Origin of the sequence: Nonomuraea soli (assembly GCF_013761175.1) — a bacterium.
GTDB lineage: Bacteria > Actinomycetota > Actinomycetes > Streptosporangiales > Streptosporangiaceae > Nonomuraea > Nonomuraea soli.
In genome coordinates this window covers 322,695-337,301 of record NZ_JACDUR010000004.1, presented here as the reverse complement: position 1 = coordinate 337,301, position 14,607 = coordinate 322,695, and the positions used below count along the sequence as shown (strand labels likewise).

Below are 14,607 nucleotides of genomic sequence, written 5' to 3'. Positions count from 1 at the left end.
GTGCTCCTAGGAGATGGTGACGGCGACGGTGATCTTGTCGCCGGACCGGACAAATGACACGGCTTCGCCATTCAAAGTGACATTACGGATGCCAGGGGCGTGGACGGACACCGAGTACCGCCCCGCCGTACCCCGTGGCACGGTCAGCCGCAGGTCGGAGCCCGCGTAGGCGACGGAGGCCCGCTCGATCGGCTGCGAGACCGTAACCCACTCGACGCCGTCCACGGTCACCGACGAGCGCCGCATCAGGTCCACCCCGACGGGGGCGCCGCCCGAGGTGCGCCTCAGCAGCGCGTAGCCGGAGTCGAAGAGCACGTCGTCGCGCAGCCCGCCGGCCAGGTCGACCTGGACGTGCCCGTCGGCGACGCGACGGGCGTCGTCCACGGCCGCCCGGTCGGCCCGCGACCGGGTCTCGATGAGAGTGGTGAAGCGGGTGCGCGCCTGTCCTTCCCGCCTGGCCAGCAGGAACGGGATCGGCTGCCCGGTGGTGGCCTCGCCCGGCCCGCTGGTGTGCAGGACCCCGGTCGGGACCGGCTCCAGCGACCGCAGCGACAGCACGGCCGTGTCGGAGGTCCATTGTGCCTGCCACCTGCCGTCGGCCGCCGTACCCTCGGCGACCCGCTTGAGCCGGTGATAGCCGAAGTCGGTGTCGGCGGGGTTGAGTACACAGTCGCCGCACGGCGGCGGCGTCATGGCGGGCCCGCTCACCTCCAGCGTGCCCTGCCCGTGCCACGACTGGTCGTAGCGGTGGGCGGCGGTGCCCGTCGCGTCGAACACGTCGAGCGTGTAGCGGTCGGTCATGAGGTCGGCGCGGCGGATCGCCACGTCGCCGTCCTTGGCCCCGGCGTCGACGACCCGCAGCCCGGGGGTGACGCCGAAGAACGTCAGCGAACCCCGCATGGCCCGGTCCTGGCTGCGGCCGTCGACGATGACCGTGTTGTGCGAGACCGTCTCCCGGTACCAGTTGTTGGTCAGGTCGGCGTTGTCGGAGCCGTAGACCATGCCCAGGTCCGTCGACTGCAGCCCGCCGCCGGTCACGTCGAGGTGGAGCTTGTCGGCATGTCCGTGGCTGCCGCCCGGGATGCCGTGGTCCAGCCGGAGCGCGTCGGCCTGGAAGGGGTCGACGGCCGAGCCGTACAGCAGGGCGACGTCGTCGAAGAAGCCGGCGGCCCGGTCGGCCGCGAGGGTGACGCGTGCCGCGACGGCCTCGCGCGGCACGGCCGACTCGATGGCCAGCGCCTTCCACGTGCCGGCGAAGGACCTGGTGACGGGGGTGGTGACCGAGCCGTCCCTGGTCACGAACGACAGCTCGACCGTGCCCAGTCCCTGGGCGCGCGCTCGCAGCGCCACGGTCCCGACCTGGCCGCCGGTGACGGGGATGTCGCTGCTCCACCGTCCTCTGGCGGCCATCGCCGCCTTCTCGCCGCGGTGGGCGAGCGGGGAGATCAGGGTGGTCCCGCTGCGGGTCCAGCCCGCGCCGCCGTCCTCGAACCCGCCGTCGCGTACCAGGTCGGCGGGCCACAGGTCCAGCCGCTCGAAGGCGCCGTCGATCGCGAGCCGTACGGCACGCGTGCGGGTGGGCACGTCGAGGGTGACGTCCGCGCCGCCCTCGGCAGATCCGACCGTCCGGCCCCTGGAGTCGAGGAAGGTCAGCTTGACCGTGCCGGTTCCCAGCGCCGTGAGCCGCAGGTGCGCCAGCCTCGTGCCGTCGACCGGGAAGACCTGGCCGGCCCGTCCCTTGACGGTGTGGCCGTCCCAGTCACCCTCCAGCTTCCAGTAGGCGGGCCGCTGCGCGGAGTCGAGCGCGGCCTCCTCCAGGTCGCCGTTGGGAATCAGGTTGGCCGGTTCGCCGCCGCGCAGCACGGTCTCGCCGAGACCTCGGAACGTGGTGCTGCGCTGCCTCGTCCCCGGGCCCTTGGGGATCTCGTCGGCGCCGAACCGCAGGGCCCAGCGGTCGATCCGCGGCGTGCCCAGGTTGTGGTAGGCGAGGCCGAGCCCTGCGGCGAAGTCGGGGTCGCCGTAGGCGGCGTAGGCCCACTCGGCGAACATCGTGAAGTTCGGCCCGAACCTGCGACCCCACGTGCCGCCGTCGCCCGCGGCGGGAACGGTCTGGTCGGGGTGGAGGTAGGGCAGGAGCGTGGTGTACATCGACTTGAAGCGCGGATCGTTCCGGTAGTCGCGCTCGCGCGCCGAGATGGCGACCTGCGTAAGCGCCTGGAGCGCGTACACGTGGTAGCTGGCCGAGCCCTCCCACCACCAGCCGTCGCTCACGATGGCCTTGTCGAGCAGGAACTCGGTGTCGGCCAGGCCGGCGGAGCGCAGCGCGTCGTCGTCGATCGCCGCGCCCGCCCCGTGCACCGCCGCCGCCGTCCAGGCCTGGAAGTTGGAGGTGGCCATGGGGCTGGAGATCAGCAGTTCGGCCAGCGGGCGCAGCAGATTGCCCTCGACGTCGACCCGCTCGGCCTCGGTGAGGGTGTCGCGCACCAGGTCGTAGGCGTCGATCAGCCCGATGGCCGCGACCGCCTCGTCGAGCGACTGGTAGTGGATGCGCCCGTAGAGCGCGTTGAGTGGCACCGCCAGGAACCGGTCGGCGTAGTAGCGCAGGATGTCGCGCGCCTTGGCGGCGTACTCCGCCTTGCCGGTCATGCGGTAGGCGAGGCCGAGGTCGGAGGCGGCCTGGGCGGCGTTGTTGTGCCAGATCTCCACCCACGCGCTGTTGTACGGCTCGCCGCTGTAGGTCTTGCCGTCCAGGGGGCAGCGGTGCGCGGCCGGGCTGGAGTAGTCGAAGGTCAGCATGGTGTTGGTGCCGGGGCACTTGAAGTTGCCGCTCCAGCCGCCGTGGAAGACGGTCTGGTCCAGCGGCCTGGCCAGCCAGGCGTCGGCCTCCGCCCTGACGGTGGTGTCGAACGCCCTGGCCGCCCACGGCTGCCCGGCGATCCGCTCGCGGAGGGCGTCGAGCTCGGCCGGTGTCGCGTAGACGCGCGGTTCGCCGCTCTTCGCTGTGGCCTGCTCGACGGTGAGCGTGGCCCGCTGGGCGAGTGAGGCGTCGCCGCCGGGTGTCGCGGTCAGGACGGCCGAGGCCGGGGTCTTCACCATGACCAGGGCGGACTCTCCGGGCTTGAGCTCGCCGGTGACCGCCGGGGTGACCGTGCCGTGGTCCACGGCGAGTCGCAGCGAGTCGGCCACGGCGCGCCGGTTGGTGACCGTGACCAGGAAGGTGGCCTCGCTCCCCTGGGCCGCCCGCTTGGTGGCGGTTTCGGGGTGGAGCCAGGCCGAGCCGGGTGTCACCCGGACGTCGTCGACCCACATGGTGCCGGTGGAGGTCTGGACGGTGTTGATGATCTGGACCCTGGTGGTCAGCGGCGGCACCTTGAAGGTGCCCTCCAGCGCGGTCCAGTCGCGGGTGCCGGTGAGGATGCCGCCGAGCAGGCCGGAGCCGGTGTAGACGGTGGTTCCCGCGCTGTTGACGTAGCTGAAGTTGAGCGAGACGCGGGCCGCGCCGGGGAAGTCGGTGTAGTCGGCCATGGTGATCGCGTCGAGCTTGACCTGGGCCGAGATGCGGACGATCGGGGTGGTGGCCTGGTTGAGGGGGACGGTGACGAAGCCGCCGATCTTCTTGGTCGGCGAGCCGTCGATCCGCATCGAGCGGCTGCCCTCGGCGGCCACGGTGGTGTCGATGGCGTAGGTGGAGCTCTGCCACGGGGTGCACCAGGCGGGGGCCGGGCAGGCCTCGGTGGCGGGCGTGGCCGCCTCGAAGCCGGGATTGGGCACGAGGTTCACCCCGGCGGTGGCGGTCACGGCCGATGCCGGGGTCGCGTGGATCGGGGCGACGGCCACCAGCAGCGCGGCCAGGGCGGCGATCGGGCGCCTCATGCCGCCGCCAGCCACGCGTCACGGTGGCGGGCGACGAACTCGTCGTCCAGGAGTTGCGGGTAGGCGGCGATGACGCGGTCGAGCTCGGCGGCCTGGCCGGGCGAGAGCCCTTCTTCCGGGTCCAGGAGCCTGACCTCGGCCAGCAGTCCCTGGCGCCGCAGGATCTCGTGGACGCCCGCGATGCAGCCGGCGAAGCCGTTGGCCACGTCGAAGACGGCGCCGTTGGCGTCGGTGAGCTGGGCGGCCAGGGTGAGCAGCGAGTTGTCGACGCGCCCGGTCCTGACCGCCTCGTGGGCCAGCTTCAGCAGCTCCACCGCGCGGCGTGTCCACACGGCCGTCTGGCCGAGCAGCCCGCCGACGATGCGCTTGGTGACGTCTCCCACGGAGTACTCCGTGAGCAGGTCGACCAGGATGTTGTCGTCGTTGCCCGTGTAGAGGGCGATCTCGTCGGCCCGCCCCGACTCGCACACCGCGCGGACCACGTCGAGGGTGCGGTAGCGGTCGAACGGGGCGATCTTCACCGCGCGCAGGGCGGGCAGCTGGGCCACCTCGCGCCAGAAGTCCACGCCGAGGACCCGGCCGCCGACGGCCGGCTGCAGGTAGAAGCCGCACAGCGGCAGCACCTCGCCGACCTCGGCCAGGTGGGCGACCAGCTCGCGGTCGGACAGGTGGTCCAGGCCGCGCAGGATGACCATGGCCAGGTCGTAGCCGAGGGAGGCGGCCAGGGCGGCCTCGCACACGGCCTGGGCCGTACCGCCCGCCACGCCCGCGACCAGCACGGGGGCGCGGCCGGCCGCCTCGTCGGCGGCCAGGGCGAGCACGGGCTCCAGGAGCCCCGCGCCGCGGATGCCGAACTGGGTGGTGTGCACGCCGACGGCGAGCCCGCCCGCTCCGGCGTCGAGGTAGTAGCGGGTCAGCGCCCGCTGGCGGCGCTCGTCGAGCGTGCCGCCGGAGGTGATGACGAGGGGGTGTGCGGGGATGATGACGCCTTCGAGCAGGGTGCGTTCCGCGGGGGGTGCCAGGATGGCCGGCATCAGTAGCGTCCTTCTCGTTCCTGGAAGTGGGTGTCCTTGCCGTGGACGGCCGCCCCTGACCGCACCCAGTCGGCGGTCAGGTCCAGCAGCCGGTGCAGCGGGACGGTGGGATGGCCGAAGAGCGCGGCGCAGCGTGCGGCGTTGGACAGCAGCGCCGTGGGCTCCTCCGAGCCGGTGAAGCGGGCCTCGGTGCCGAGCCGGGCGGCGAGTTGCCGGGCCAGCCAGCGCACGGAGGCGGTCTCCGGTCCTGCCACGTTGAGCACGTACGGCGGAGCCGCGCAGTGCTCGAACAGCCGGAGCGTCGTGGCGTTCACGTCGCCCTGCCAGACGACGTTGACGTTGCCGGTGGCCAGGTCGACGGGGTCTCCCCGGTGCACGGCCGTGGCCAGCTCCAGCAGCACCCCGTAGCGGGCCTCGACCGCGTAGTTGAGGCGGACGATCGCCGCGGGGGTGCCGTTGGCTCTGGAGAAGTGCTCGATGATCCGCTCGCGGCCCAGGCAGGAGGCGGCGTACTCGCCGACGGGGCCCGGCGGGGTGTCCTCGTCGGCGCCGCCGCTGGTGACCGGGACCAGCGGGTAGACGTTGCCGGTGGAGAAGGCCACGACGCGGCTGTGCGGGAAGCGCTCCATGACCCGGCCGGGCAGGTAGGTGTTGAGCGCCCAGGTGCCGTGCTCGGCCCCTGAGGTGCCGAACTTGCGGCCGGCGAGATAGACGACGCGGGAGGCGTCGGGCAGGCGGTGCAGGCCGGTCATCAGGTCGGCGCGCTCGACGAGCACGCCCGCCCGCTTCAGGTAGAGGTCGGTGTCGTCCGGCAGGCCGCGGGCCACACCGATGACCCGGGCCCGGCTTCCCGCCAGGTCGAGCGCCTTCCTGGCCATCACCGCGAGCTCGGGGCCGATCTTGCCGCCGACGCCGAGGAGCATGATGTCGCCCTCGCCGCGTGCCAGGCTCTCGACGACCTCCGGCGAGGGGGTGGACAGGGCGTCGCGGAGCTCGGCGACCGTGTTCATCGCACCCGCTCCCTCATCAGCGCGCGGAAGGCCGGGAGCGCCTCGTCGAGCGCGGGAGCCTGCGGGTACCAGGCGGCCTCCCACTCCAGGGAGACCCAGCCGTCGTAGCCGATGCGGCCCAGCTCGGCCATGAAGGCCTCCAGCGGCACCGCGCCCGTGCCGGGCACCACGGGCGCCAGTTCGCCGGTGGAGGCCACGTCCTTGACCTGCGCGTGCCGTAACCAGGGGCGCAGCAGGTCGGCGGTGTCGGCGAGCGGCTCCCCCGCCCGCCACGGGTTGACCACGTCCCACAACGCCCCCACCGACGGTGAGGCGACCAGGTCGAGCACGCCTGCGACCGCCCGCCCGGTGAGGAAGGCGTCGTGCGTCTCCAGCAGCACCGTCACCCCTGCCTCCTGTGCCGCGGGGACGCAGGCGGCGAGCCGTGCCGCCGCCCTGGCGGCCACGCCGGGGTCGCCGGGCTCGCCGCCGAAGACCCGGACGAAGGAGGCGCCCACCTGGTCGGCCAGCTCGATGTGGCGTGCCAGCGACTCCTCCACGCCGTCGTCGGGGATGCCCGCCTGGACGTACGTCGCCAGGCACACGACCTGCACGCCCGCTTCGGCCAGCCGGGAGCCGACACGCCTGGCCGTACGGTCGGAGGCGTCGGGCGGCAGCAGCTCGCCCGTCGCGCAGCGCAGCTCCACGCCCGGGAAGCCGTACGCGATGACCTGCTCGACCGGGGCGCCGGGGCAGCCGAGCGTGCTGAACGCCGCCCTCATGACCCCGCCTCGTAGATCGCCAGCACGGTGGAGACCACCTGCCTGCCGTACTCTCCGGTGACGGCCGGGGACGTGCCGGTCCTGCACGACTCGACGAAGGCGGCGAGCTGCGCCGCGAAGGCGTCGGCGGTCTCCTCGTCGGGGTCGGCGAGCCGGGCCTCCGCCTCGCCGTCCCTGCTGACCCACAGGCCCTCGGTGGCCGACCAGCGCAGCGAACCGTCCTCGCAGAGCACGAGGGTCTCGTCCGTGTACGGCACGGCGGCCGTGGTGAAGGTGAAGCCCGCCTTGACCCCGCTCGACAGCTCGGCCACCCCGATGGCGTCGGTCTCGATCTCCAGCCCGCCCCGGTGCCACACGTGGGCGTGGACGGTCTCGATCTCGCCGCCGCCCAGCCACTGGATGCGGTCCAGGCCGTGGGTGCCGACGTTCATCACGATCCCGCCCCCGGCCAGCGCCGGGTCGAAGAACCAGGCGGGACGCGAGTCGCGGCTGTAGCGGGCGGAACGCCGGTGGGTGATCGCCCTGACAGGGCCGAGCTCGCCGGAGGAGACGACCTTCTCGGCCATCCTGGCGGTCTCGCTGAACCGCATGACGTGGCCCACGGCGAGTGTCACGCCGGCCGTACGGCAAGCCTCGATCATGGCCGTGCAGTCCTCGACCGAGGTCCCCATGGGCTTTTCGACCAGCACGTGCACGCCCGCAGCCGCCACGTCCAGGGTCTGCTGGGCGTGCAGCGTGTGCGGCGAGGTCACGATGACGCCGTCCAGCCGCTCCGCCGCGAGCATCTCGCGATGCCCCGGGTAGGCGGCCGCCCCCGCGTCGGCGGCCATGGCTTCGGCCGCGTCGGTCCGGATGTCGCAGACCGCCGCCACCTCGACCTGGGGCAGCGTGCGGGCCGCCTTGACGTGGAGGGCGGCGACGATGCCGGAACCGATGATCCCGAGCCGGAAAGGCTCGTTGGTGTGCACTGAACAATCTCCTTAGATCAGCCTTTGAGGCCGGCGGCCATCGCTCCGCGCACGAAATAGCGCTGGGCGATGAGGAAGAGCACGAGAATCGGCAGCAGCGACATGAGCGCCGCCGCCGTGACGAGCTGGTCGTTGCCGACGAACTGGCCGCGCAGGCCCATCACCCCGATCGGCAGGGTGAGCTTGTCGGGCGAGGTGAGGTAGACGGTCGGCTCCAGGACCGCGCCCCACGAGCTCATGAAGGTGAACACGGTCAGCGTGGCCAGGGCCGGCTTGACCAGCGGCAGGTGGATCCTCGTGAACACCCGCCACGGACCAGCGCCGTCGATGGTCGCGGCCTCCTCGAACTCCTTGGGCACGGCCAGGAAGCTCTGCCGCATCAGGAAGATCCCGAACGGCGTGGCCAGCCAGAACGGCACGATCAGCGGCAGGAACGTGTCGAGCCAGCCGAACTCGCGGAACAGGATGAACGACGGGATGATCGTGACGACGGTCGGCAGCATCATGGTCGCCAGGGCGGCCGTCAGGAGCGCGCCGCGGGCGGGCAGCTTCATCCTGGCCAGCGCGTGACCGACCATCGCGCTGCTCAGCACGTTGCCGAAGGCCGCCAGCGAGGCGATCAGCAGGCTGTTGGCCGCGTAGACGCCGAACGGCGCCCGCTCCCAGACCTGCGTCCAGTTCGACCACTCGAACGGGTCGGGCAGGAAGCCCGGCGGCACGGCGATGTAGTCGGCGTAGGTCTTGAGCGAGTTGAACAACGAGGCGAGGAACGGCAGCAGCATGACCGCGGCCCCCGCGACGAGCACCAGGTAGGCCAGGCGCTTAGGCATAGTGCACCCACCGCCTCTGCAACCACAGCTGGACGAGCGTGAAGAGCAGGATGATCGCGAACAGCACCCAGGCGATCGCCGCCGCGTAGCCGAGCTGGAAGAACTGGAAGCCCTGCCGGTACATGTAGAGCACGGTCAGCTCGCTGGCCCCGCTCGGGCCGCCGTCGGTCATGACGTAGACCTGCTCGAAGGCCTGCAGCGTGGTGATCGTGGAGAGCACCAGCACCAGGAAGGTCGTGCCGGAGACGCCCGGCACGGTGATGTGGCGGAAGCGGTGCCAGGCGTTGCCGCCGTCGACCATGGCCGCCTCGTAGCGTTCCTGCGGGATCGCCTGGAGGGCGGCCAGGAAGAGCACCATCATGTAGCCGACGCCCTTCCACACGGCCACCGCCGCCAGGGTCGGGATGACCAGCGCCGGGCTGTTCAGCCACGCCTGCGGGTCGATCCCGAACCAGCCGAGCACGGTGTTGGCCGAGCCGGTGCGCGGGTTGAAGACCGAGTCGGCGACGTAGGCGATGACCACCCACGAGGAGACGACCGGAACGAAGTACGCGCCGCGCAGCAGCGGGATGAAGCGGATCTTCTGGTTCAGCGCCACGGCCAGCACGAGCGCCAGCACGGTCTGGGCGGGCACGTAGAGCAGGGCGAACACCCCGGTGTTGCCCAGACTGGACCAGAAGGCCTCGTCACCCAGCAGCCGTGTGTAGTTGTCCAGCCCGACCCACTCCGGGTCGGACACCGTGTCGTAGTCGGTGAAGCTGAGGTAGGCCAGCGCAAGCACCGGCCAGGCCGTCAGCAGGATCAGATGAGCGAGGTACGGCGAGGCGAACAGGGTGGCCCACAACCGGTCCCTGAGGCTAGCCACCGGGGGTGAACCGGTCGATCGCCGCCTGGGCGTCGGCCTGGGCGGTCTTGAGTGCGGCGTCCACCGGCACCTCCTTCGACAGGGCCGAGGTGATCGGCTTGGCCAGCGCGCCGGTGTACTCGCTCCACACCGGGTTCAGCCCGAGGTCGTCGGCGACGGCCAGCGCGTCGAGGAAGACCTGGCGGCCCGCCGGAGGCTTGCCCGGCTCCAGGAAGGCGGGCGAGGCGGCGACCTTCTTGTTGATCGGCACGGCCTCGCCGATCTGCGTCCAGGCGGTCTGCGGGCCCTCGCCGCTGAAGAACTCGATCCACTTCCAGGCGGCCTTGGCCTGCGGGTCGGCGGAGGCGCTGTTGATCACCCAGGAGTTGATGTTGGCGATCTCGCCGCGCTTGCCGCCGGGGCCCTTGGGCATCGGGGCGACCCCGAAGTCGATGTCGCCCTGGGCGGCGGTCTGGATGCGGGCGTAGATGCCCAGTTGCATCGCCACGACGCCGCTGGGGAAGAGCGTCTGGGAGCCGCCGAGGGCGTCGGTCGTCACCACGTCGGGCGAGACCTTCTCCTCGTGCATGGCCTTGAGCATCCAGTTCAGGCCGTCGCGGGCGGGCTGGGAGTCGACGGCGACCTTGCCGCCGTCGTCGAGGATGTCGCCGCCGAAGGCCTTGACCAGGGGCCACCAGCTCTCGGTGAAACTCTTGGAGTAGCTGCGGAAGCCGTACACGTCGGGCTTGCCGTCGCCGTTGGTGTCCTTGGTTAGCTTCTTCGCCGCGGCCATCAGGTCGTCGTAGGTCCACTCGCCGGTCGGCTCGGCGAGGCCCGCCTGCTTGAACATCGTCCGGTTGTAGAAGAGCACGGCCGTCTGGGCGCCCTGCGGGAAGCCGAAGAGCCTGCCCTGGGGGTCGGACTTCCTGATCAGGTCGATGCCGTAGTAGTCGTCGGCGTTGAGGCTCTTGGCCAGGTCGTTCAGGTCGCGCAGGCTCTTGCGGCCGGCGTACTCCTGGACGAGCGCGCCGTCCGAGAGCCACACGTCGGGGGCCTTGCGACCGGCCAGCTGGGTGCGCAGGCGCGTGTAGAACTCGTCGTAGGCCGCCGACTCGATCTTGACGTTGACGGTGGGGTTGGCCTTCATGAAGTCGGCCACGAGCTTGCGCATCGTGCCGTCGGCGGGGCCTCCCGCCTCGGCGTAGTAGCCAAGGGTGATGGTGGTCCTGCCGTCGCTCTCGGCGGCCGGCCCGCTGCCGCAGGCGGCCATGGCCAGGAGCGCGATCAGGGCGGCGGGGGTCCTTGCTCGCATGGGGGGTGATCCTTTCCGTTCAGTGCTGAGAGGTGACCGTCGCGCCGCAGGAGGCGCGGACGATCAGGCGGGGCTGCAGCTCGACCCGGTGCGGAGGCACGGTGGGCCCGGTGGTCAGGCGCCGCAGCAGCAGCTCGGCCGCCAGCGCGCCGAGCTCGCCCTTCGGGGGCGCCACCGCGGTGAGCGGCGGGTCGCCCAGTTCGGCCACCTCGTCGTCGTAGGTGACCAGGGCCAGGTCGTCGGGCACGCGCATGCCGAGCCTGCGCGCGCTGGCCAGCAGGGTCGCGGCGTCGCGATCGCCGTGGCAGAACACGGCGGTGACCTGGTTGTCGCGGCAGGCGCGGGCGAACTCGAAGATGCCGTCGGGGGCCCACTCCTCGTGGGCGACGATCGCCTCGGGGATCCGGGTGGTGCCCAGACCTTGGACGGCCCGCTCGTAGCCGTCCGTGATGATCTTCCCGGTGCCGGTCCTGACCCTGCCCAGGTGGCCGATCCGGGTGTGCCCGAGCCGGACCAGGTGCCGCATCGCGGCGTACACACCGCCCGCGTGGTTGGTGACCACGTAGGAGGTCGGGTCGTCGGGATCCGGGCTCGGCGGGCGGCGCTCGGCCAGGATGTACGGCACGGGCAGCTCGCGCAGGGAGTCGACGTGGGCCTGCGGATCGTCCATGACGTGCAGGTTCGGCACCAGGATCAGCCCTTGGGCGCCGCTGTCGAGCAGCCTGGCGACGCGCTCGCCCTCCAGGTGGGGGCGGTACTCCGAGCTGGCCAGGATGACGCCCGCGCCGGCCGCCGCCAGCACCCGCTCGATGCCCTCGATCACCCGCGGGTAGTAGTAGGAGGTCGAGGGCACCAGGACCCCGACGAGGTGCCCGCTGCCCGCGCTGCGAGCGGGGATGGCCGTCACGTAGGTGCCCGAACCCTGGCGGCGGTCCACGACGCCCTCCGCGACCAGGATTCCCACCGCGCGCCGGACCGTGTTGAGCCCCACGGCGTAGGTCTCGGCCAGGTGCGGTTCGGTGGGCAGGCGCATACCGACCGGCCAGCGGCCGGAGGCGATCTCCTCGCGGAGGCGTTCGGCCACCAGGGCAGATTTCATTCCCTTGGGGAATGAATTTCTGTCATCAGCGCTCGTCATGGCCGGAATCATGCTTTATGAATCAACCGGCGTCAATAGCGGTTTTTCGTGCTTCACTGGAAAGATGAACGCTCACAAAAAGGCAGGAATTCATTCTTTATTGGTGGAGAAGATCGACTGTTATGTCGTGGATCTGCCTGCCGTACGAGACTTCTCGATCGCCGGCGGGGTGGTCACGCGCGGCGGCGGCACGCATCCCAGGGTGCTCGTCCGCGTCCGCGCGGGCGGCCTCAGCGGCTGGGGCGCCGCCACCCCCGCGCCCACCTGGACCTACGAGACCACCGAGAGCATCACCTCGACGATCACCCGCTACCTGGCGCCCGCGCTGATCGGCCATCCCGTGTGGGACCTCGACGGGGCGGTGCGGCTGTTCGACCAGGTGATCAGGGCGGGCCTGACGATGGGCATGCCGCTGGCCAGATCGGCGCTCGACCTGGCCCTGCACGACCTGCTCGGACGCGCCCTGGGGTTGTCGGTCGGCGAGCTGTGGGGCCAGCGGCGAGTCGGCGAGATCCCCCTGTGCTGGATCGCCTCCGACGACGTGGACGAAGGGCTGGAAGCCGGCTACCGCGCCTTCAAGGTCAAGGTCGGACTCGGCTCGCTGGAGGCCGACGTGCGGCGCGTCGAGGCCGTACGCGCGGCCGCGCCGGACGCCACCCTCTGGGTCGACGCCAACCAGGCCTACACCTTCGGCAACGCGCTGCGGCTCGCCCGCGCCCTCGACCCGCTGGGCGTCGCCGTACTGGAACAACCGCTGCGCGCCAACGACCCGATCGGCCACGCCGAGCTGCGCCGCCGCAGCCCCATCCCGGTCGCCCTGGACGAGAGCCTGGTGCACCCCACCGACCTGGCGGCCTTCGCCAGGCTCGGCGCGCTCGACATCGCCGTCGCCAAGGTGCAGCGCAGCGGCGGGCTCCACCTGTCGCGCCGGATGTGCGCCCTGGCCGAGGACTTCGGACTCTCCCTCATCGGCTCGGGACTCACCGACTGCGACCTGGGCCTGGCCGCCTCGCTCCACCTGTTCGCGGCCTTCGGCATGACCTTTCCCGCCGACCTCAACGGTCGCCAGTTCGTGATCTCGCGGCACGTGCTCGGACCCGGCGTGGACGTCTCGGGCGGCGTGGCCCGCGTGCCCACGGGGCCGGGGCTGGGGGTGGAGATCGACGAGGACTACGTGCGCGGGCACCTGGTGACGTGAGGCCGCCGCGAAGAGCCCGATCCTCCGACCCGGGCTCCACCGGCGGCCTCCGGGTCCGTCAGGTGATCTCGAGCATCCGCTCTCGCACGGCGTAGACCACAGCCTCCATGCGGGAGTGCAGCTGCAGCTTGTCGAGAATGTTGCGCACGTGGTTCTTCACGGTGTTCTCGGAGATGAACAGCTGCTTGGCGATCTCACGGTTGTTCATGCCCTTGGCCACCAGCCTCAGCACTTCCATCTCCCGCTCGGTGAGCCGGGGGACGGGCAACTGGGGCGGGCGTTCGGCCTCCTTGCGGCTCATGCTCGCGAACTCGTTGATGAGCTTGGCGGCCATGGCCGGATTGATGAGCGACTGCCCCTCGTGGACGCCGCGGACGGCATCGGGGACCTCGTCGAGCTGGACGTCCTTGAGGAGGTAGCCGGTCGCTCCTGCCTTGATGGCCTCGAAGAGATCTTCCTCCTCGTCGCTGACGGTCAGCATGATGATGCGCGTGCTCGGGACCGAGGACTTGATGCCCCTGGTCGCCTCGATGCCGCTCCTGCGCGGCATGCGGACGTCCATCAGGACCACGTCGGGCAGGAGCCGGTCGGCCATCTCGACCGCCTCGAGCCCGTCGCTCGCCTCCCCGACCACCTCGATGTCGTGCTCGGTGGTCAGGGTCATGGCGAGCCCGTGCCGGATCATCTGGTGGTCATCCACGATGAGCACGCGGATGGGATCGCGATTCGTTTCCGTCACGCGACCGCCTCCGAAGGTCGCGCCTGCTGAGCCGCAGGGCAGACAGGGCGATGGGGGCCATGCTGCCCGCTGCGCTTGCTCACGTCTCCTCCTCGTGGGGGGCCAGAGCCGTTGAACCGCCATAATGGCACGGGTTTTGCGGTCCTTGGGTGGTCGAGAAGATCTACTGGCCGGCGATCAGGGCTCGACGAGCCGCAACACGCCGTAGTTGTAGCCGCGCCGCCGGTAAACAACGCTCGGCTGGCCGCTCTCCTTGTCTCGGAACAGATAGAAGTCGTGGCCCACGAGCTCCATCTCCAGCAGAGCCTGGTCGATCGTCACCGGCTCGGCGTTGTGGAACTTCTCGCGGACGATGAGCGGCCCGTCGCCGTCCATCTCGATGGGTACGAGGTCGTCGTACTGCTTGGGATCCGGGAGGGTGTACTCCTCGTCCTCCTCGGCGGCGGCCTGCTCCGGCACGACCTTCGCGGGCTGCGGAGGCAGCTCGGCGAGGGCGGCGGTCAGCTCTCCCACAGAAGGGGTGCCGTGGTTGCCGTGGTGGACCTTGCGGCGGTCGGCCAGCCTGCGCAGGCGGCCTTCCAGTTTGTCGAGGGCGAGATCGAGTGCCGCGAAGCGGTCGTCGGCCGACGCCTCCGCCCTGATGGCGGGACCACGGGAGTGGATCGTCAGCTCCACTCGCTCGCGCTGGTCGATGATGCGCGGGTTGCGTTCCTTGGATACCTCCACGTCGACGCGGATCAGCTTGTTGTTCAGCCGCTCGATCCTGGCCAGCTTGGTCGTCACGTGGTCTCGGAACCGATCACTCACTCCGGTGTGCCGGCCCTTGACGATGATGTCCATGCAACAACCCCCCTACCTCTAGCGAGTGCGATAGAGCGCCCGGCTACCTGCTTGCCGTGC

12 protein-coding genes are annotated in these 14,607 nt (G+C 71.1%); 1 reads left to right on the top strand and 11 read right to left on the bottom strand.

Annotated features, from left to right (window positions below; all coding sequences use genetic code 11):
- Nucleotides 1–6 precede the first annotated feature (6 nt).
- The 9 genes from HNR30_RS20020 to HNR30_RS19980 are packed head-to-tail and all read right to left on the bottom strand — an operon-like array spanning nucleotide 7 to nucleotide 11,716.
- On the bottom strand, nucleotides 7–3,873 hold the full coding sequence (locus tag HNR30_RS20020) for an alginate lyase family protein (RefSeq protein ID WP_181611428.1): 3,867 nt from the start codon (nucleotides 3,871–3,873) through the stop codon (nucleotides 7–9).
- Nucleotides 3,870–4,907, bottom strand: coding sequence for a dihydrodipicolinate synthase family protein (locus tag HNR30_RS20015; RefSeq protein ID WP_181611427.1), 1,038 nt, complete (start codon nucleotides 4,905–4,907; stop codon nucleotides 3,870–3,872). The genes HNR30_RS20020 and HNR30_RS20015 overlap by 4 nt, the downstream gene beginning before the upstream one ends.
- Entirely contained in the window at nucleotides 4,907–5,917 is a 1,011-nt protein-coding gene (locus HNR30_RS20010) for an NAD-dependent epimerase/dehydratase family protein (protein ID WP_181611426.1), read from the bottom strand. The genes HNR30_RS20015 and HNR30_RS20010 overlap by 1 nt, the downstream gene beginning before the upstream one ends.
- A complete protein-coding gene (locus HNR30_RS20005) occupies nucleotides 5,914–6,678 on the bottom strand; it encodes a sugar phosphate isomerase/epimerase family protein (protein WP_181611425.1) in 765 nt (254 codons plus the stop codon). Before HNR30_RS20005 ends, HNR30_RS20010 begins: the two co-directional genes overlap by 4 nt.
- Entirely contained in the window at nucleotides 6,675–7,646 is a 972-nt protein-coding gene (locus HNR30_RS50205) for a Gfo/Idh/MocA family protein (RefSeq protein WP_181611424.1), read from the bottom strand. Before HNR30_RS50205 ends, HNR30_RS20005 begins: the two co-directional genes overlap by 4 nt.
- 17 nt (nucleotides 7,647–7,663) lie before the next feature.
- Nucleotides 7,664–8,476 carry a carbohydrate ABC transporter permease gene (locus tag HNR30_RS19995; protein WP_181611423.1) on the bottom strand — a complete coding sequence of 271 codons (813 nt, stop codon included), beginning with the start codon at nucleotides 8,474–8,476 and terminating at the stop codon, nucleotides 7,664–7,666.
- Nucleotides 8,469–9,341: a carbohydrate ABC transporter permease gene (locus HNR30_RS19990; protein WP_181611422.1), complete on the bottom strand. Its 873-nt coding sequence runs from the start codon at nucleotides 9,339–9,341 to the stop codon at nucleotides 8,469–8,471. Before HNR30_RS19990 ends, HNR30_RS19995 begins: the two co-directional genes overlap by 8 nt.
- The gene (locus HNR30_RS19985; protein ID WP_181611421.1) at nucleotides 9,334–10,632 is read right to left on the bottom strand and encodes an ABC transporter substrate-binding protein; all 1,299 of its coding nucleotides are present in this window, start codon (nucleotides 10,630–10,632) and stop codon (nucleotides 9,334–9,336) included. Before HNR30_RS19985 ends, HNR30_RS19990 begins: the two co-directional genes overlap by 8 nt.
- 19 nt (nucleotides 10,633–10,651) lie before the next feature.
- A complete protein-coding gene (locus HNR30_RS19980) occupies nucleotides 10,652–11,716 on the bottom strand; it encodes a substrate-binding domain-containing protein (RefSeq protein WP_220133784.1) in 1,065 nt (354 codons plus the stop codon).
- A gap of 157 nt (nucleotides 11,717–11,873) precedes the next feature.
- On the opposite strand from HNR30_RS19980, the gene HNR30_RS19975 reads away from it, so the two are divergent.
- Nucleotides 11,874–12,968, top strand: coding sequence for a mandelate racemase/muconate lactonizing enzyme family protein (locus HNR30_RS19975; protein WP_220133783.1), 1,095 nt, complete (start codon nucleotides 11,874–11,876; stop codon nucleotides 12,966–12,968).
- 58 nt (nucleotides 12,969–13,026) lie between these two features.
- On the opposite strand, the gene HNR30_RS19970 is transcribed toward HNR30_RS19975, so the two are convergent.
- Together HNR30_RS19970 and hpf are read right to left on the bottom strand one after the other, a co-directional pair.
- Nucleotides 13,027–13,653, bottom strand: coding sequence for a LuxR C-terminal-related transcriptional regulator (locus HNR30_RS19970; protein WP_246378950.1), 627 nt, complete (start codon nucleotides 13,651–13,653; stop codon nucleotides 13,027–13,029).
- Between the two features lie 231 nt (nucleotides 13,654–13,884).
- Nucleotides 13,885–14,547, bottom strand: a complete 663-nt coding sequence (hpf, locus tag HNR30_RS19965) for a ribosome hibernation-promoting factor, HPF/YfiA family (protein ID WP_181611418.1) — start codon at nucleotides 14,545–14,547, stop codon at nucleotides 13,885–13,887.
- Between the last annotated feature and the right edge of the window lie 60 nt (nucleotides 14,548–14,607).

Coding starts and splice junctions, on each gene's coding strand:
- HNR30_RS20020 (WP_181611428.1), bottom strand. CDS start 3,873: ATGAGGCGCCCGATCGCCGCCCTGGCCGCGCTGCTGGTGGCCGTCGCC.
- HNR30_RS20015 (WP_181611427.1), bottom strand. CDS start 4,907: ATGCCGGCCATCCTGGCACCCCCCGCGGAACGCACCCTGCTCGAAGGC.
- HNR30_RS20010 (WP_181611426.1), bottom strand. CDS start 5,917: ATGAACACGGTCGCCGAGCTCCGCGACGCCCTGTCCACCCCCTCGCCG.
- HNR30_RS20005 (WP_181611425.1), bottom strand. CDS start 6,678: ATGAGGGCGGCGTTCAGCACGCTCGGCTGCCCCGGCGCCCCGGTCGAG.
- HNR30_RS19995 (WP_181611423.1), bottom strand. CDS start 8,476: ATGCCTAAGCGCCTGGCCTACCTGGTGCTCGTCGCGGGGGCCGCGGTC.
- HNR30_RS19985 (WP_181611421.1), bottom strand. CDS start 10,632: ATGCGAGCAAGGACCCCCGCCGCCCTGATCGCGCTCCTGGCCATGGCC.
- HNR30_RS19970 (WP_246378950.1), bottom strand. CDS start 13,653: ATGATCCGGCACGGGCTCGCCATGACCCTGACCACCGAGCACGACATC.
- hpf (WP_181611418.1), bottom strand. CDS start 14,547: ATGGACATCATCGTCAAGGGCCGGCACACCGGAGTGAGTGATCGGTTC.